At 65.5% G+C, this 17789-nt stretch carries 9 protein-coding genes; 3 read left to right on the top strand and 6 right to left on the bottom strand.

The window, feature by feature from the left end; genetic code table 11:
* Nucleotides 1–9 precede the first annotated feature (9 nt).
* From SAZ01S_RS14080 to SAZ01S_RS14070, 3 genes are read left to right on the top strand one after another with little or no spacing between them, the layout of a single operon-like run.
* Nucleotides 10–405 (top strand): cupin domain-containing protein, encoded by a 396-nt coding sequence (locus tag SAZ01S_RS14080; RefSeq protein WP_084582907.1) that lies wholly within the window; start codon nt 10–12, stop codon nt 403–405.
* Nucleotides 402–1904 carry a malate dehydrogenase (quinone) gene (mqo, locus tag SAZ01S_RS14075; protein ID WP_084582906.1) on the top strand — a complete coding sequence of 501 codons (1503 nt, stop codon included), beginning with the start codon at nt 402–404 and terminating at the stop codon, nt 1902–1904. The genes SAZ01S_RS14080 and mqo overlap by 4 nt, the downstream gene beginning before the upstream one ends.
* Nucleotides 1897–3138, top strand: coding sequence for a threonine/serine exporter family protein (locus tag SAZ01S_RS14070; protein WP_167693162.1), 1242 nt, complete (start codon nt 1897–1899; stop codon nt 3136–3138). Before mqo ends, SAZ01S_RS14070 begins: the two co-directional genes overlap by 8 nt.
* A gap of 481 nt (nt 3139–3619) precedes the next feature.
* On the opposite strand, the gene SAZ01S_RS14065 is transcribed toward SAZ01S_RS14070, so the two are convergent.
* The 6 genes from SAZ01S_RS14065 to SAZ01S_RS14040 form a co-directional block, all read right to left on the bottom strand.
* Nucleotides 3620–4522 (bottom strand): HNH endonuclease, encoded by a 903-nt coding sequence (locus SAZ01S_RS14065; RefSeq protein ID WP_084582904.1) that lies wholly within the window; start codon nt 4520–4522, stop codon nt 3620–3622.
* A 106-nt stretch (nt 4523–4628) separates the two neighbouring features.
* Nucleotides 4629–7253, bottom strand: a complete 2625-nt coding sequence (locus SAZ01S_RS14060; RefSeq protein WP_084582903.1) for an AAA family ATPase — start codon at nt 7251–7253, stop codon at nt 4629–4631.
* Complete coding sequence (locus tag SAZ01S_RS14055) at nt 7250–8380, bottom strand: metallophosphoesterase family protein (RefSeq protein ID WP_245824871.1); 1131 nt, start codon at nt 8378–8380, stop codon at nt 7250–7252. Before SAZ01S_RS14055 ends, SAZ01S_RS14060 begins: the two co-directional genes overlap by 4 nt.
* On the bottom strand, nt 8377–14367 hold the full coding sequence (gene proA, locus SAZ01S_RS14050; protein WP_084582901.1) for an anti-phage protein ProA: 5991 nt from the start codon (nt 14365–14367) through the stop codon (nt 8377–8379). Before proA ends, SAZ01S_RS14055 begins: the two co-directional genes overlap by 4 nt.
* Before the next feature lie 508 nt (nt 14368–14875).
* Nucleotides 14876–15709 carry an alpha/beta fold hydrolase gene (locus SAZ01S_RS14045; protein WP_084582900.1) on the bottom strand — a complete coding sequence of 278 codons (834 nt, stop codon included), beginning with the start codon at nt 15707–15709 and terminating at the stop codon, nt 14876–14878.
* A gap of 74 nt (nt 15710–15783) precedes the next feature.
* On the bottom strand, nt 15784–17760 hold the full coding sequence (locus tag SAZ01S_RS14040) for a PAS domain-containing sensor histidine kinase (protein WP_084582899.1): 1977 nt from the start codon (nt 17758–17760) through the stop codon (nt 15784–15786).
* Nucleotides 17761–17789: the final 29 nt, after the last annotated feature.

Raw genomic sequence — 17789 nt, 5'->3', positions numbered from 1 at the left:
GATAGATCCATGATCCGTTGTGTTCGCATGTGGACCGGCCCGGACGGCAATTCGCTGTTCGAGGAAGGCCAGCTCGATATCGGCGCCGGCCTGCACGGCAAGGCTTCCGGCCTGCCGATCGCCGTCAACGAGCTCTCGTTCCAGGAGACCGCCAGCGGCGGCAGCTTCGAATGGCACCAGGATCCGCAGCCGCAATTCGTGCTGACGCTGGCCGGCACGATCGAGTTCGAAGTGAAGTCGGGCGCGACCTTCACCCTCCATCCCGGCGACGTGCTGCTCGCGCAGGACAACACCGGCAGCGGCCACCGCTGGCGGCTGATCGGCAGCGAGCCCTGGCGCCGCGCCTATGTCGTCTACGACGCCGGCGCCGACCTACACTTCACGCCCAAGGAGGCGCAGGCATGACCTTCTCGACGAGCAATGAAACCGATGTGCTGCTGATCGGCGCCGGCATCATGAGCGCCACCACCGGCACGCTGCTGCACCATCTCGATCCGAATCTGCGCATCACCATGCTCGAGCGGCTGGGCGACTGCGCGCAGGAAAGCTCGATGGCGTGGAACAATGCGGGCACCGGCCACGCCGCGAACTGCGAGCTCAACTACACGCCCCAGCGCGCCGATGGCAGCATCGACATCGCGGAGGCATTGAAGGTCAACACCCAGTTCGACGTTTCGCGCCAGCTCTGGGCGCATCTCGTCACCGCCGGCGCCATCCCCGATCCGCGCGCCTTTCTCCACCCCTGCCCCCATATGAGCTTCGTCTGGGGGGAGGAGAATGTCGCCTTCCTCAAGGCGCGCCATGCGGCGATGAGCGCACACCATTGCTATCACGGCATGGAATATAGCGAGGACCCGGCACAGATCGCCGCATGGGCGCCGCTGGTCATGGAGGGCCGCGACCCCGCCGAGAAGATCGCCGCGACGCGCATGATCACCGGCACCGATGTCGATTACGGCGCGCTCACCCATCTGCTGGTGCAGCATCTCCAGACCGAAGGCGCGGACATTCGCTACAATCGCGAGGTCGTCGGTATCGAGCGCGCCGGGGACGGGCGCTGGTCCGTCACCTTCGAGGACGTGTTCGACGGCACCCGCCAGACGATCACCACCGGCTTCGTCTTCATCGGCGCGGGCGGGGCGGCGATCGAGCTGCTCCAGATGTCCGGCATCCCCGAAGCCAAGGGCTATGGCGGCTTCCCGGTGAGCGGCATCTGGCTGCGCTGCGACGTCGACGCGATCACCGCGCGCCACCACGCCAAGGTCTATGGCAAGGCGGCCAGCGGGTCGCCGCCCATGTCGGTGCCGCACCTCGACACACGGGTGATCGACGGCAAGACCTCGCTGCTGTTCGGCCCCTATGCCGGCTTCTCGACCAAGTTCCTGAAACATGGGTCGGAGGCCGATCTGTTCGAATCGATCACCGCGCACAACCTGCTGCCGCTGCTCGACGTGGCGAAGGACAATGCGGGGCTCGAGGAATATCTGATCGGCCAGGTCTTCCAGAGCCGCCACCACCAGTTCGAGATGCTCCGGCAGTTCTTCCCGCAGGCGAAGCGCGGCGACTGGCAGGAAGCGGTCGCGGGGCAGCGCGTACAGATCATCAAGCCCGATACCGAGGACCATGGCGGCAGGCTGGTGTTCGGCACCGAACTGGTCGCCGCCGCGGACAAATCGCTGGTCGCGCTGCTCGGCGCTTCGCCGGGCGCCTCTACGGCCGCGGCCATCGCGGTCGAGGTGCTGCAGACCTGCTTCGCCGACAAGCTGACGGACGCGGCGTGGCTGCCCAGGCTGCGGGCGATCTTCCCCACCTGGGGCATCGACCTGATCGAGAATGCCGAGGCCTGCCGCGCCACCCGTGCGGCGACCGCCCCGGTCCTCAAGATCGACAATATCGATGCCTGAGACGCGTCGCCTCGATGCGGCCGGCCATGTCCTGCTGTTCCTCGCTCGCCTGCTGCTGGAGGCCGGCGCGGACAGCGAGCATGTCCGCCGCCGCATCGAGGCACTTGCCGAGCGGCTGGGTTTCGCGGCCCAGCTGTTCCTCGGCAGCGAGCGCCTGCTGCTGATGCTCGGGGACGATCAGGCCTATCGCACCCGCATGGGCCACGCGATCGGCGCGATGGGCATCGATGCCGGGCGGCTGGTGGCACTGGAGCAGGTCGCGGCGATGCTGGCGTCGGGCGCGATCACGGTGGCGGATGCCGACGCCCGGCTCTTCGTCATCGCCGCGCGCAAGCCCGCCTATCCCGCCTGGCTCACCGTGCTTGCGGTGGCGGCAACCGCGGCCGCGCTCGCCCGCCTGTTCAGCGCGAGCTGGCCGGTCGTCGGCGCCGCGTTTCTCGCGGGACTGGTCAACACCGTGCTGCGCCGCGCCTTACCGCGGTGGGGCGTCGTGCCGGCAGCGGCGGCAGTGCTCACGGCCGCGATCAGCGGCATGGCCGGCGCGCTGCCGCTTCGGCTGATCGGCGCCGACCCGACGCTCGCGCTGGTCGCCGCGGGCATGATCCTCGTGCCGGGCGTGCCGCTGATCAACGGCGTACGCGATCTGGTGCGCGGGCATGCCGGGGTGGGGCTGGCGCGGCTCGCCAATGGCGGCATGATCGTGCTGGCGATCGCCGCGGGCCTGGCAACAGCGAGCCTCGCGACCGGCGTGCACCTGCCCGTTGCGCTCAGCACCCCGAACCTGCGACTCCCCTGGGACTCGCTGTTCGCCGCGATCGCTGCGTTCGGCTTCTCCATCCTGTTCAACGCACCCCGCCGGACGATCCTGCCGATCGTGCTGACCGGTGCGCTTGGCCACGGCCTGCGCACCGCTCTCATGGCGGTCGGCGCGGATATCGCCGTGGCCACCGCCGCCGGCGCGATGCTGGCGGGGCTGCTCGCCCTGTGGACCGGCCGCCGCCTGCGCGCGCCCTGGACCGCCCTGGCCTTTCCCGGCGTGGTGGCGATGGTGCCGGGCTCCTATGCGTTCCGCGGGCTGATTGGAGCTATGGACATTCTTCGCTCAGGTACCGAGACGTCTCCGGCGCTGCTCGCGGCCAGTGCGGCAGCGCTGATCGGCGCTGCAATACTCACCGTCGCCATCGGTATCGGCCTTCTGCTCGCTTCCGCCATAGGCGCGGGAATGGGGGATTGAAGGAACAGGTTCAGCTGCCCGCGGGAGCAGGTATGTTGGCCGCTGCCGTGACGATCTGAAGTTGATTGCCCCGTCCTCACGTCCGCTTTCAGGAACGTCGATTCGCCAGCCAACCGGCTTGAACGGGGGCATTGCCGACAGGAGGCCTGCGTTAAGCGAATGGCTAATTTTGGCATAAGCTGCCGTTCAACGCCGTTCGGCGAATGACGCATTCTGGTCGACCGCTGCCTCTTCTATGAAAACTGGCGGCGGCGAGAACATCCTCGTGTTTCAGCGGGGTAAACGCTGCCCCTTGAAGGCAATGCATGTGTAGGTTCCGACGGGATTAGTTTTAATAGGCTCTTCGCTGAGCACGTTTTTAACCTGTGCCATTCTGCTGAATCGAAGCAAAATATCACTAGTATTTAACGATGAAATCATTGAATAATTTGCCATCTGAGCGAGTAGTCTGGGCGCTGAGCTGACGGCGTCTAGGGCACCGCTACTTCTTCAAGCAGTGTTCACGATGCCATCGCACAAATTGCGAGTGGGGACGGTCGCCGGCACGCGGCGGTAGGATCGCCAGCCCGCTTGCATTGATGATCGAGCGGATGCTGTCGGGGTCGTTCGCCTGCCGAGAGATCAGGATCCGCATGTCGTCGTCTAGGCTGATCAAACCGCGGTCGAACATCCAGTGGGCGGTGCCAGATAGTGCGAGGCCGTTACTGAGGATGTCCGGGCCATTTGCCTCGACAGGCCGGATGTGCGCCGCCTCTACCTCCGCGCGGCCGCCGCCGTTAATCAGCTTCAGCCCTGTCACGGCGCAACGCTCGTCATACGCGCGCAGAACGATTCGCCGGAACACACGGTCGCGGACCACGCGCGACACCAACATGTCGACGCGATCGCGAATTTCGTCGCAGCCGAACGGCGTGCGCTCTTCGCGGACGACCGACGAAGTTTCCGTGAAGCCTACGCGGGGGAGTAGCGGGTCCGGCTCAGCCAGTCCTGCCTCGACGATGCGGTTGAAATCGGATGCCGACAGACCGCGAACGGCAGCCTGCGCACGGCCCGAGAGGCGACCGGCCTCGTTGAGTACGCCTCGCTCTATCACCGTTCCGTCGGCATCGGCGAAAGGGACCGGATGCGCGAAATCGAGATAGCTGCCGGGCTCGATCAGGGCGAGATACATGCCCGGCGCGCTAGGATCGGGAATGATGCGTTCCACCCGCGCGACGGCAAAGTACCCGCGCGTGTTCGGCACCTTGCGCGGCTCATAATAGACGATCCAGTCGTCGACGCACGCCCGGGCGCGGCTGAGATATTGTGGCGGGAACTGATATCGCTCGGCCGGTGTGTCGTCGTAGATCGAATCCGAGCGATGGATGAAGACGCCGAATGCCATGCCGCTCTTTACCGCCGCGCGGCGTGCGAATGCGGAGCGCCAGGCGTTGCCCGACAATCAGGCGCTCGCATGGCCATCGTCGGATGAACCGACGAATCGCGGTGAATCATGGTTGCCAATCCGTCATGCTAAGGGCGTTTCCACCCAGTTTCTGGAACGCGCGCTGTCGACACGAGAAGACGATGACCTGTTGATCGCGTGCCTGCCGATGGAGCGCATCAAACATGCGCTCGATGCGGTCGTCGTCGGAATAGACGAGTGCGTCGTCCAAAATCACCGGTGCCGGGCGCCCGTCGCGGGCCAGCAGGCGGGCGAAGGCGAGGCGGGTCAGAACGGACAATTGCTCGCGCATGCCGCCGCTAAGACGGTCGACATCCTCCTCCTGCCCCCTGCGGACGATCGTCTGCGGAAGCAGGCTATGGTCGTCGAACGCGATTTCCACATCGTCGAACAAAAGCCCTAGCAGCGGCCGAAGCTCGGTCATTACCGGCTTCAAATAGAGGTCGCGTGCGTCCGAGCGTGCCGCCTCCAGCGCCTGGGTGAGACGGGTCAGTACCGCCACCTCGTGCTCGAAGGCGGCTACACGCGCCTCCGCGGCTTCCAGCGCTTCCTTTTGCTCACGCCATTTTTCCTCGACCGCGTCGTCGGATCGGACGACAATGCGAGCATTCAGGCCAGCGATGGTTTCCCGCAGCTGCTGGATCTCGTTCGCTGCCGCCTGTTCGACCGAACGAACGCGACGAAGCGCCGACTCTGCCGCATCCAGATCGAGCACGCTTGCATGTTCGGCATCATATACCCGCTGTGCTTCCGCGAGTGCAGCCTCGCGATCGGCCAGGGCCGCCTGCAGCAATTCTAGCCGAGGCTGATGCTCTTCCGCTGGGCCCAGGATGGCCGCGATCTGCTCTTCCCGCGTGCGCAGGCTGGCGAGGGCGGTTTCCGCCGCAATGAATGCTTCATCGGCATGCGCACGCACCGGCTCTGTGGTGCGGATCATCTGCATCGCATGGCGGCGGCGTTGTTCGGCGCCTTCGGAGGTGGCTCGCGTCAAGACGGGATCCGCCTTCACTTCGATCCGCGCCAGGTCGATATCGGCCAGTGCAGCAACGACCTTGCGTAACTCGTCCAGCCCTTCCGGGGCAATGACCTTGAGTTGTGCGCGCGCTTCATTCCCCTGCGCTTCTAGCTTCTGGACGCGGATCTGCTGCGCGCGCGCGGCCGCCAGGTTGGGCACGCCCATAGAAGCGAGCAGCGTGTGTCGATGCGATTCTGCCCTCTCCAGGCGATCACTATCGCGATCTTCAACGTTGGATCGCAAGGTGATCGTGCCAATGCCTGGCGCAACAAGTTGCGCGTGGCCGTCATAGCTGCGCTCTTCGCCGTGCTTTAGGGCGATGCCGCCCATGGTGAGGTTCGCGATAGCGACATCGTCATAGGCGACCACCACGGACGGGCGGCCTGCATCCTGCACCGCGCGGATGCGGGCAATCTCCACGTCCAGATCCGCTAGTTCTTCCAGCGCCCCGTTCGGCAGGCGAAGTCCGGCGAGTTGCGCGTCACAGTGCTCGATCGTCGCGCGGACGCTCTCCGCATGTTGCAGCCGGTCTTCTAGCTCCTGTCGTCGTTCGGCTGCGTTGCGGGCCTTTTCTGCGTTCTCGATCAGCTGGAGCAGGTCGCGCGCGGCGATCTCGTCCGCCTCGGCTGATTCCATCTCGGCTTGTGCGGCGGCAATCGTCTCGCTGGTTGCCCGACGGCGCGCTACCGCATCCTCCCGACGGCGGGTGACTGCCTCGCTTTCCTCCGTCACCTGACGGGCTTCGGTCAGTGCCTCATCGAACTGCCGATGCTCACGCATCGCTGTATCGCGCCGGTCGCGGGCAAGGTCGAGTTCTGCGCGCAGGGTCTTCAGTCGGTCGGCCTGGGCCCGGGCCGTCTCGAAGGCATGCTCGGCCTTGGCGATGTCCTGCTGGCGCGCCTGACGGGCGTCGGCATTGTCCAGCTCCGCCAGCCTGCGTTGCGCAACGCCCCGCTGATCGAGCTCGTCCCGCAACGCGGTTACCTCGCTCTCCAAGCGCTGCACCTCTTGGGCCAGCTGGTCGCGGAGTGTGATCGCGGTGGCATAGCGACCGCCGGCCTTGGGGCGCCCGCTTGGTGTCAGCAAGGCGCCCGTGGCTTCCGCGGCGGCGGCGATGACGGCGGCCATCCGCCGCCCGCCGGTAACCGCCTCCACTTCGCCCTGAACGGATTCCAGCAGGGTGGCGCGAACTTGGCGGTCGCTCTCCTCATCGGACCGGCTGCGAGGTTCGATCCCGGTGATGCCCTGCCGCACCCAGAGCAGCCCGGCGGGTCCGCCCGCACCGCCCTGTACGAGGCGGGTGATGAAGCTTTCCGCTTCATCGGCCTGGGCGATCAGCCGGTTGGACGCGAGATCGACCACCTTGGCGAAGCGCCCGGAATAGAATTGCTTCGTCAACCTGTACCGCGCTTCCCCGACCGCGATGTCCGCCTCGACCAGCGGATTGCCGCCACAATAAGGCCGCAGGTTGCGTACCCCGCCGGCGGTGCTGGAATGGGGCAGGAAGAACAGACCGTGCAGCGCCTCGAAGGTGGTCGACTTGCCGAATTCATTGGGTGCGCAAAGGACGTTGACGCCGTCCTCGATGCCTTCCACGGCTACGCCCCGCCCGGCGAAGCGCTTGACGTTGTGGAAGCGGATTCCGGCGAGCTTCATTGCGACACCTGCTGCGCGTAGCCATAGAGGCGGGCAAGGGCAGCCGCAGCTATCGCACGCTCGCCAGCTGAATTGTTCGTGTCCACGCTTTCGGCCAGCAGCGCATCGGCCGCCTCCCGGAGCGCTCCGGCGCGATCGATCTGGTCGAGATCTTCGACGTCGCACTCCGTCGCCAGTTGCGTGTCGTCGAGGTCGAGCCAGGCGAAATCCGGGGCGGCATGCTCGATTGCGCGGTTAAGCGTGGTGCGAGCGGCCAGGCCCGCATGGCCGCTCGCCAGAACCTTTGCCAGGGTTTGCCGCCTATCCCGCAATTCCGGCAGCAGCGCGCTGAGCGCCGCATTGGGATCATCGCTCGCCAGAAGGTGAAGGTCGAGCGTGCGCCAGGCGAAGCTCGCGGTGGGGAGGGGCGTTACTGCCGGCACCGCGCCTGCTGCAGCGATTTCCACCAGCAATGCCGTACCGGAGCGATCATGCTTGAACCGATCTTGCTCGGGCGAACCGGAGTAATGGGTGTGGGGGTCGATCGCCAGAGCACCATGCCAGTCGCCGAGCGCCAGATAATCGAGCCCCGCCCGTCGCGCACGGTCCGGCGCGATCACCTCGGCGCCCGCAGCATCTTCGGAAAAGGTCTGAACCGCGCCGTGCGCCAGGCCGATGCGGATGGCACCCTCAGGCGTAGCGGCGTCGTCCATCCACGCGCTCAGGTCACGGCCGGGCCGGCGGTTTACGCAGGGTGCGGGAAGGAGAACCGCATTGTCGGCCAGCATGATCGGCGCCGCGGCGGTCGCCAGCACGACGTTGTCGGGCGCCTCGGTCACAAGCTGGGCCCACAATTCGGACGCCTGTAGCGAGTCGTGATTGCCCGGAAGGATCACCCAGCGGAGGGTGGCATGGTGCGCCATCTCGGTGAGGGCCTGCCGCCGAACGTCAGCCGCGGGGGTTTCGGTATCGAAGGTGTCGCCGGCCAGAAGGATCGTTTCGGCACCGTGCTGGCGGGCGTGCGCTGCTAATTTGCCCAGCACCGCATGCCGGGCCTCGCGCAATCGGCCCGGCAAGTCCCCGGCAAAATTTCCGAAGCGCTTGCCAAGATGCAGGTCGCTGGAGTGCAGGAAACGCATCATGATCATGCTGCTCCGGTCAGTGGTGTGGCCGGCGAGCGCACGCCATCAGCCTTAGCCCGAGCGATCGCTTCGTCGAGACGCGCGCGGGAACCTGCAGCCAGTCGCTCCACCCCCAGCAGCCTGGCGAGTTCGCGCGCGGGATCGGGCTCCTCGAGCAAGGCGGGATTGTCTTGCACCACCGCCGCCAGCTCCGCGATCGGAATTTCAGGAATACCCCGCCGCGCCTCGTCGCTGCTCGGTATTCGATAGGGCCGAACCGTCGTCACCGCGCCCGCCTTCCAAATGAATTCGCCGCTCGATTCCAGTGTTCTGCCGACATCGCCCAAGTGCATGTCGATTCGCTCCCGGATCTTTCCTCCGGTCCGCAGCCACCCATGCGCGCGGGCAATCCGCTGGTAGAGGATGTCGGCGCGGATCGGGCTTTCCGTCTCGATCACGGCGTGCACCATCGCTCGAAGCGTGTCGCGATAGGCGAATTCGAAGAAGCGGGCGGGGTCGGTCGCGAAGCCGGTCAGATCCGTGATTTGGTACGGCTCTGCGGCTGTCTTCAAATCGGGTGCATCCGAAGCGGCAGGCATCGCTGCAGCGATTCGGACCGGCATGACGGGTGGCGAAGCTTCCGCCGACACACGTTCGGCTTCGACCGGCGCCGTTTCGGGCACGATGGCTGCTGGCTGAGGCGCGGCTTCTTCATCAAGGGGCTGGATCGCTTCGGCCCCCTGACTCGGCTCTTCCTGCGTCGCGATATCGTCGTCGGCCTGCGCTGCCCGGCTCGCTTCCAGAAGCGCGTTAAGTGCGGTGTGCAGCCTCTCCGCGCAGCCGGCGGCGTCATACCACCAGTCCGTCGACCAGACGCGGAGCATGTTCCATCCGAGGCTGGTCAGAACCTGTTCGCGCACCTTGTCGCGGTCGCGGGCGGTGGCTGCGCTGTGATAGGTGGCGCCATCGCATTCCACACCCGCGAGATAGGCGCCCGGCAGGTCTGGATGCCGGATGCCCAGGTCGATGCGGAAGCCAGAAATGCCGACCTGCGGTACCACCATCCATCCTCGCTGTTCCAGTTGAGCAGCCACTGCTTCCTCGAAGGGGGAGTCGAAGCCGCCCACCGAACCGGCCGTCTGCGCGGGCAGCGCAACCGCACCCCGCTCGGCGTAATCAAGAAAGGTCTTGAGATGGTGGATCGCCAGCGCCTTGGTCCGCGTGGGATCAATCTGATCCGCGGTGAAGCCGGAAAAGACGATCAGTTCCTGTCGCGCACGCGTCACGGCGACATTCAGCCTCCGCTCGCCGCCGTCGCGGTTCAGCGCGCCGAAGTCCATGGTCGCCTTGCCGGCGGCATCCTTCCAGAACGTGATCGAGAAGAGGATGACGTCGCGCTCGTCGCCCTGCACATTTTCCAGGTTCCTGACGATGGTGGGTTCGACACGATCGTCGGCGAAAAACCATTCCAGTTCGGGCTCATCCCGCCGGGCGAGGTCGAGCAGATCCAGGATGAGCGATTGTTGCTGCGCGTTGAAGGTGATGATGCCCAGGGTCGGACGATCCTTGTCCGGAAGCGCCAGCCAATTGCGCATCCGGGCGACCGCCTCATCCGCAACCGCCTGCGCCTCGATACGATTGGTACGGCTCTTGCCGCGATCGTACACGCCGTTCGGCACCTTGCGAAGGTGCACGGCGCGGTCCTCCACCTGCGGCGAGGGGAACGTCACCAGCCTGTTCTGATAATAATGATGGTTGGAGAAGGCGATCAGCGACTCGCTGCGGCTCCGGTAATGCCACCGCAGATCGCGAACCGGGATGCCCGACGCCTTCGCCTCGTCGAGAATGCTCTCCATGTCCTTCTCATGGTCGGCAACGTCTTCCTCGTCGTCGTTGCTGCCGAAGAAGTTCGTCGGCGGAAGCTGCTTGGGATCCCCGACGATGATCGTCTGCCGCCCGCGGGCGATCGCGCCTACCGCATCCCAGGTGGTGATTTGCGACGCTTCGTCGAAGATCACCACATCGAAAAGGGCCTGGTTGGGAGGCAGATACTGCGCGATCGACAGCGGCGACATCAGGACGCATCGCGCCAGCTTGCCGAAATTCTCCGGCATCTTGCTGATCAGGTCGCGGATCGACTGGCTGGGGCGCTGCAATTCCATCTGGTAGCGCAGCAAGCCCAGCTCGGAGTTGCGCGGCACGCTCTGCACGGCCGGCAGGTCATGGGCGAGTGCCCCGATCACCCTGCTCGATGCATGGGCCCGCACAAGGTCGTCGATCTCCCTAAATTCGGAAATCGCATTCTCGTGCTGGAAGCGGCGGAAATCGCGAAGCACAGGATTGGCATCCAGCACCGTCGGCAACCACCAGCGGGCATAAGCGAGCCGGAACGCCGAGCGTGCCTGAGTGGGCGGCACGATGCCACTTTCGATCTGCTCGACCAGCGAGCCTAGCCCCGAGGCCGAAGCCCGGTTGCGGACGCGGCACCATGCCGACCAATCTCGTAGCAGATGGCGGGCTTCGACCAGCGCTGCCAGCTTCGCAGCGAGGTCCGCCAGTGCATCCGGCCGATCGCCGATTACGACATCGCGCCCCGCCGCCTTGCCGAAGCGGGCAAGCGCGTTCTCAAATCCCTGCCGAGCCGCGAGTAACTTGCCACCCGCCTGCCACAGACCGTCATCCGCCGCTCGCTCGCGGAGGATCGTGGCGATGCGGTCGGTCGCTACCTTGATCTGATCCGCGTCTCTACCCCGGAGACGAAGCGCTGCGCGCAGGAGCGCGGCTTGCTCAAGGGTTTCGCCGATCGCGGCCGTGTCCGTGTCGAGACCGGAGACCGGAAGCGGCCGGTTGCGCAACGGCGTGCCTTCGATCGCCGACAGTTGCTCCTTCATGCGACGAAGGCGGGGCAGGTCGCTTTCCGGCTTTACCGCACCGCTCTCGGCATAGCTCTGCAGCAGGCGCGCGACCTTTCGGCGCCCCAAGGCCGAGAACGGCCAGAAGGCGGCACTTGCCTCGCGCCATTGACGATCCAGCGCATCCGTATCGATCGTGCGGACGTTGGCGGGATCAAACGTCGCTGCGAGTTGCTGTTCGGCATCCTGATAGGCCTCGATCGCCCTCGTCAATGCGGCGAGCTCTCCCGTGGAGGCCGCAAAATCCTCGTGGAAGGCGACCGACAGGTCCCGGTCCCGCCCGGCTTCCATCGCTGCGGCCAAACCGGCGAGTGAATCGACTTCAATGGCAACGGGGTGGTCTGCGCGGGCGAGCCCCAGCACGCTGCGATAGGCATCCAATGCTCCCGCCAGCAGATCGGCGGCATTGCGCAGCGACTGGCCCGCAGCGACGAGCTCGTCCTGTCGCGCAGCACCAAGCTCTTCGATATCGACGAGCTCCAATGCCGGACGCCGCTCGACGGATGCGAAGACGAGGCCCACTTCGCCGGCAAGCTCTTCCAGCGACGCCAGTATGGCCGCGTCATATACCTGATCCTTTGGCCAGCCCAGGGAAGGGGCAGGGGCATCTGCGCCGAGCAGCGCGATCCCCAGCGCGCGATAGGGCGTCCAGCCGCTTGGATAGGAAGTGTGCAGGGCTTCAACATAGGCGTTGAGGGTATCGCGGCGCAGCCGCAGGCGTTCGTTCACCGCCACCCATTCCGCTGGATCGACACGTCCGCCATGTTCCCAGGCAGCCTTGAGCTGGGACAGGAAATGCCGGCGATCCGCCTTGTTGGAATGTAGCTCGATGCAATGATCGCCGAGCCCATTTTCACGAAGGCGCCGATAGACGACATCGAGTGCGGCGGTCTTCTCCGCCACGAACAGCACCGTTTTGCCCACGCCCAGGCAATGGGCGATCATGTTGGCGATCGTCTGGCTTTTGCCGGTTCCCGGCGGCCCGATGATGACGAAGTCCCGACCTTCCGCGGCAGCAAGGCAGGCTGCGGTCTGGGAGGAATCCGACGGCAGCAGACTGATGATGTCGGCCGGCGCATAAGCGCGGTCGAGTTCTGTTTCCTGGCAGAAGCCGGCCGAGTCACTGTCGAAGGGCTTGTCCGGCGTATCGATCAGGTGCCGGACGACACGGTTTTCTCGAAGCGATTCCGTTCGTTCTACGAGATCCTTCCACATCAGGAATTTTGCGAAGCTGAAGGTCGAAAGCGCCGTTTCGTCGAGCACTTCCATACCCGGCACGTCGCGGACGGCATGGCGCATCGCCGTCAAAACGCGCGGCACGTCGATGCCGCTGTCGTCGCGCGGCAGTTCGCCGCCGAACTGCGGCAGCTTCAGATCGAATTCACGCTCCAGGAACTGGAGAAGGGTCGCGTTGAACCGCGGCTCGTCCTCATGAAAGCGCAGCCGGAAGGGCGCGCTGGCGCTCCGCCGTTCCAGCTTTACGGGGATCAGCAGCAGCGGCGCACGATAGCTTCGCTCGTCCTCCGGTTTCTTCTTCCATCGCAGGAAGCCGACCGCGAGGAACAGGGTGTTTGCGCCACCCTCCGCCATGTCGTTTCGAACCTGCCGGTGCAGATCGATCAATCGCGCTTCAAGCTGACGCGCGTCCAGCAGAGACGGCAATTCGTCACGCTCAAGTGCTTCGGCGGCGAAGCTGCGGTGCAAATCGCGGCCATGCACTTCCCGATACAAGGCCGCGTCGCGTTCACCGAGCGGGTTCTGCTGCGGTAAAGAAACGATCTGGATGGCGACATTATCGGCAAGGCGGTCTTCCAGATAGGCAACGTCCGTGCAGAGGAAGGGGATCGTCTTCTTGGAGTCCGGGAAGTTGAGCAGCCGGTTGCGGAGCGTCAGATCGAGCAGCTTTTTCTGCCAGCGATCGATGCGACCTGCAGCAGTGGTTGGTTTCTCCTCGACCTGCAAATCCGGCAGAACATTGAAGGACGGCGCGGCCGGCAGCGACAATGCCGCATCGTGAGGGGTGTCTTGATCGGCTGCATCTCCGGGACGGACGGCCTGATGCGAGGCCAGCGGGGTGATGCCGCCGCTGCGTGCCCGACGCACGTCGATCGCCGCCACGAAGGCCGACGCCTGCTCCTCCTGCATGCGATGATCGAGTGCGCGCTGCGCTAGTTCCAGCGTCATCGCCGGCCGGTGCGTCACCCCTGTGGTCTCGAAGACGATCAATTCACGCGAGGCGAGAGCCTTGCGCACTTCCATCTGATCCGGTTCGATCGTGTTGCCGAACGTGCGTTTGGTCAGCCAGACACCTGCTGCAGCATGGCCATGGAACATCAGGATCGTCGGATATAGGCCGGCACCCTCCAGTGCGGCCGCGAACAGCAGCGTCGTATCGAGGCATGTGCCCAAGCGTTCCTCGGCGATCGTCCCCGGCCGGCGGATCTTCTGTCCGCGATCCTCGAAGCTAGCCGGCGGCTCGGCATAATGGATCGCCAAGCCCGCAATTGCAGAATAGATCGCGGCCGTAAGCATATAGGCTCGTTGCGGGTCGGCAGTCTGGTAGCCGTCAAGCCCGCTTGGGTGGCCGCTCTCAGCCAGGCGATCGGCTGCGCTGCGTAGGATACGGGCAATTGCTGGATCGTTTGGCATGACGAAAGCGGGCAGCAGTTGTGCCATATCCGCAACGCCGCCCCATTCATCGCGTGCCAGCAGGCGTACCGGGAAGCGCTGCTCGTCTAGCACCGCGTTACCCGAAAGCAGCCGCAGGGTGATCTCGCCGCGCTCGGCTTCATCTAGACCAGCCAGATAGTCGGCATCGAGATCGATTTTCCGGTCACTGAGTGGCAGGACGTCCCCCGGTGCCAATCGGTCGATCGTCCAAGACTTCGCGCGAAGGAACGCTGGCGACGAGGTTAGGTCGATGCGGATACTGTGATGATGCCGCCCATTGGTGTTGTCGATGCTGATCGCTCGCAGAACGGGTACGGCATTCTGATAGGACGCGTATGTGAAGCTTCCTGCGATATCCGCCACAATCGTCGGATCTTTCTGAACCTCGCCGGAAACAACGTTCGACGACGTGTCTGTGTCGCAGCCTTGCATGATGCCCCCTTGCCCGGGGGCTACGCTAAACAATTACTCAAATCGAGAAAAGGTCGTTTTATGGAGGCGTAAGTCCGCCGGGCCTAGGCGCGTGTCGATGGCGGCCGGGCACATCCCGAACGACACCTGCCATCAGGTCCGGACTTTCACCGAAGGTAATATGAACGGTCGGGTCTGGTCACGAACTGCCGGCAAAATTGGGCCCCGTAGCAACGACGGTTTTTCGCATTCGTTCGGTTGGAACCTGCCTATAGGCGCCGGCCCAGTCGGTGCGGTTCGATCTTGACGGTTTGTACAGGTCAGCTGCTACAGAGCCATTCTTGATCGGCATCCTCGAATGCCCGGAAATGTCAGTTTAGCTGGGATTCAAAAGTTGGGGTGAGGCTCCTCCCGCCCCAGCCAGTTTCTAGAAATCCGTGGCTCGCGTGCTCGTGCTACCCGCTTCGCGTCTCCTGTGGGGCTGCTTTGTGGGGCATATCGACACGGATCGTGGGCGCGGGCGGTTCGATCACTCCGACAGGAATAGCCGCGCGTGGGCGAGGAAGTGCTCCGGATACTGGAAGTGCGGTGCGTGGCCTGAATCCGGAAAGAGGATCAGCTGTGCGTTCGGCAGATGCTGCTGCAGATAGAAGGAGTTGATCGTCGGCAGCATCACGTCGGTATGGCCGTTGGCCACCAGCGTCGGTACGGTGATCTGCGCGAGATCGGCGAAGCGCTCGCCATGCGGGGCCAGCCAGTCGCGACCCGCGGCGACCTGCGCGAGGATGGTGGGCATGCCGCTCGGTGGATCCCGATCCTCGGTGCGGGCGTGGCGGCGCGCCCAGTAGCGCGCGGCGGCGGCGCGGCCGGCGTCCGAATGGCCGAAGAACAGCCACGCCATTTCCGCCTCGCCGGCGTCGCCCCGCGCGCGCTTCGCGACCTCCGCCGCGAACGGGGTCGGATCGCCGCCGCGCGGGGAGGTACCGACCAGGATCAACCGCCGAATGCGGTCCGAATGCTGCTTGGCATAGGCCTGTGCGACCATGCCGCCCATCGAGAAGCCGAGCAGATCGAAGCGTGCCAGCCCCAGCGCGTCGACAAAGTCCCGGATGCAATCGGCCATGGCTTCGATCGTCTGCGGCGTCTCACCGGTGGAAGCGCCGACACCGGCATTGTCGACCAGGATCACCTCGCGATCGGCGGCAAGGCCGTCGGTGAAGGCCGGATCCCAATGGTCGAGCCCGCCGGTAAAGTGCTGGAGCAGCACGATCGGAACCGCGGAGGACGCACCGAAGCGGCGATAGGCGTATCGGACGTCGCCGGCGTCGACGAACTGGGTGGGGGCGGTGGCATGGGTGTGCATCGGCGATCTCCTTGCCGCCCAGCATGGAGCGTTCGCCGTCCCCCGACGATATGGACGACGGTATTGCCCTGCCGTCAGTCGGTCGCGCCGGCCACGGGCAGCACCAGGGTGAAGGCCGCGCCGGGGCCCGGCGCGCGATCGCGGACCTCGATCCAGCCGCCATGCGCCTCGGCGATCGAGCGGCAGATGGTGAGGCCGATGCCGAGCCCGTCGGGCTTGGTGGTGCGAAAGCTCTGGAAGGGCGCCGCCTGGAAGCCGGGGGGCAGGCCCGGGCCGGTATCCGCCACCTCCAGCGAAACCACGGCGTCGGTCGTCCGCAGCGCCAGATCGATGCGGCGTTCCCCGGAAGGCGTGCCGTCCATCGCCTGGATCGCGTTGACCATCAGATTGGCGAGCACCTGCTGCAGCTGGATGCGATCCCCGCAGATATCGGGCAACTCGGTATCGCGGGTGAGCGTGACCTGCACGCCTTTCTCGGTCAGTTCCTGCTGAAGCAGCAGCCGGGTCTCGGCGACGATGGCCGGCAGCGCGAGCGGCACCATCGGGATCTCGCGATTGGCGGCTAGCGCACGGATACGCTGGATGATCTCGCCCACCCGCAGTGCGTTCTGGCCGATCTGGCCGGTGATCCGGGCGAGCTTGTCGAGCGCCGGCTCGGGTGCCTTGGCCAGACGCTCGGCGACCGAGGCGTGCATCGCAATGGCGGTGATCGGCTGGCTGATCTCGTGCACGATCGAGGCGGAGAGCTGCCCGAGCAGCGCGATGCGCGAGGCATGCGCCGCCTGCTGGCGCATGCGATCGATCTCGTGGCGGGCCTTCACCTGCTCGGTAATGTCGATCTGCGCGACGAGCACCTCGGGGCTGGCCGGGTCCGGGTTGGAGACGCGGCAGAACAGCGTGTCGACGGGCGTGCCGTCGAGCCGGAACATCCGGATCTCGCTCTGGAACACCAGCTCGCGAACATAGGAACCTTCGATCGAGCGGCGCAGCACGTCGCAGCCGGGCTGGATCAGCCCGGTCAGCGGGCGGCCGATCAGCTCGTCGGCCGAGCGCGCACCGAACAGGCGCACGGTCGCGTCGTTGACGGCGGTGAACCGCAGGGTCGCCGCCACCTCGTCCACGAAGCCGGGATGCTGGTCGATATAGGCGGGAAGGTCGGTCACGCCTTGCGACCGGAGCCGGTTGAAGGCCGCGCTGGCCTCCGGCGCGGCGAGTTCGGAGAGCGCGATGGTCGGCACATCCATCAGCATCTTGCGACGCATGCTCGCCTCGCCGAGCTGGCGCGTGGCCTGCACCCTATCGGAGATGTCGGTGAAGCCGACCAGCAGCGTGCCGCTGCCGACGGTGCCGGGTAGGAAGGAGACGGTGAACAGCGCGTCGAATTCGCGGCCGTCGCGCGCGCGCATCCGCGTTTCGGCGACGTGGCGGGGCTTGCCGCCGACCGCGGCAAGGACGCTTTCGGTGAAGTCAGGCGTGCTTGCTTCGGGCCAATATTGGTCGAGCGGGGTGGCGATCAGGTCCCGCTTGGTGCCCGGGCCGAACATCTCGATCGAGCGATCGTTGGTGTCGACAATCCGCGTCGCGCGCATCATCGCGCGGACCAGCGCTGGATTGGCGCGCAGGTGGCCGGGGATGTTGGCGACGCCCTGCTCGCGCAACTGGCGCAGCAGCGCGCCGACGCCGCTGAAATCCATTTCCCAGAAGGAGGCGGCAACGGCCCCGAACAGGTTGCGATAGCGATATTCGCTGGCCGCCAGTGCAACCTCGGCCGGATGGGCGACGTCTATCGGAGAAGAAATTTCCATCCACTCGCTGTCCCCTGCGCGGGCGACACGGACGCGGACGGTACAGGTGGAGGAATCGCGACAGCGACGTTCGATACGGCCTTCCCACAAGCCGCGCGCGCGGACTTCGTCGATGGCGCGAACGGGATAGGCACCGACGAGATCCGGCAGCGCTTTGCCCAGCGCCTCGTTCGGCTGCCAGCCATAGAGCGCCGCTGCCGCCAGATTCCAACTGGTGATCGCCGCGCCGCCGGCGGTGGAGATCATGCTCTCGCTTGAAAGATCCAGCAATTGCG

The organism is Sphingomonas azotifigens NBRC 15497, from assembly GCF_002091475.1.
In the GTDB taxonomy this organism is placed as follows: Bacteria; Pseudomonadota; Alphaproteobacteria; order Sphingomonadales; family Sphingomonadaceae; genus Sphingomonas; species Sphingomonas azotifigens.
Note: the sequence above shows the minus strand (reverse complement) of the source record. Positions and strands in the feature narration are given on the sequence as shown.

Bases quoted from the DNA above. Each gene is read 5' to 3' on its own strand.
- SAZ01S_RS14080 (WP_084582907.1), top strand. From the start codon at position 10: ATGATCCGTTGTGTTCGCATGTGGACCGGCCCGGACGGCAATTCGCTG.
- mqo (WP_084582906.1), top strand. From the start codon at position 402: ATGACCTTCTCGACGAGCAATGAAACCGATGTGCTGCTGATCGGCGCC.
- SAZ01S_RS14070 (WP_167693162.1), top strand. From the start codon at position 1,897: ATGCCTGAGACGCGTCGCCTCGATGCGGCCGGCCATGTCCTGCTGTTC.
- SAZ01S_RS14065 (WP_084582904.1), bottom strand. From the start codon at position 4,522: ATGGCATTCGGCGTCTTCATCCATCGCTCGGATTCGATCTACGACGAC.
- SAZ01S_RS14060 (WP_084582903.1), bottom strand. From the start codon at position 7,253: ATGAAGCTCGCCGGAATCCGCTTCCACAACGTCAAGCGCTTCGCCGGG.
- SAZ01S_RS14055 (WP_245824871.1), bottom strand. From the start codon at position 8,380: ATGATCATGATGCGTTTCCTGCACTCCAGCGACCTGCATCTTGGCAAG.
- proA (WP_084582901.1), bottom strand. From the start codon at position 14,367: ATGCAAGGCTGCGACACAGACACGTCGTCGAACGTTGTTTCCGGCGAG.
- SAZ01S_RS14045 (WP_084582900.1), bottom strand. From the start codon at position 15,709: ATGCACACCCATGCCACCGCCCCCACCCAGTTCGTCGACGCCGGCGAC.
- SAZ01S_RS14040 (WP_084582899.1), bottom strand. From the start codon at position 17,760: ATGATCTCCACCGCCGGCGGCGCGGCGATCACCAGTTGGAATCTGGCG.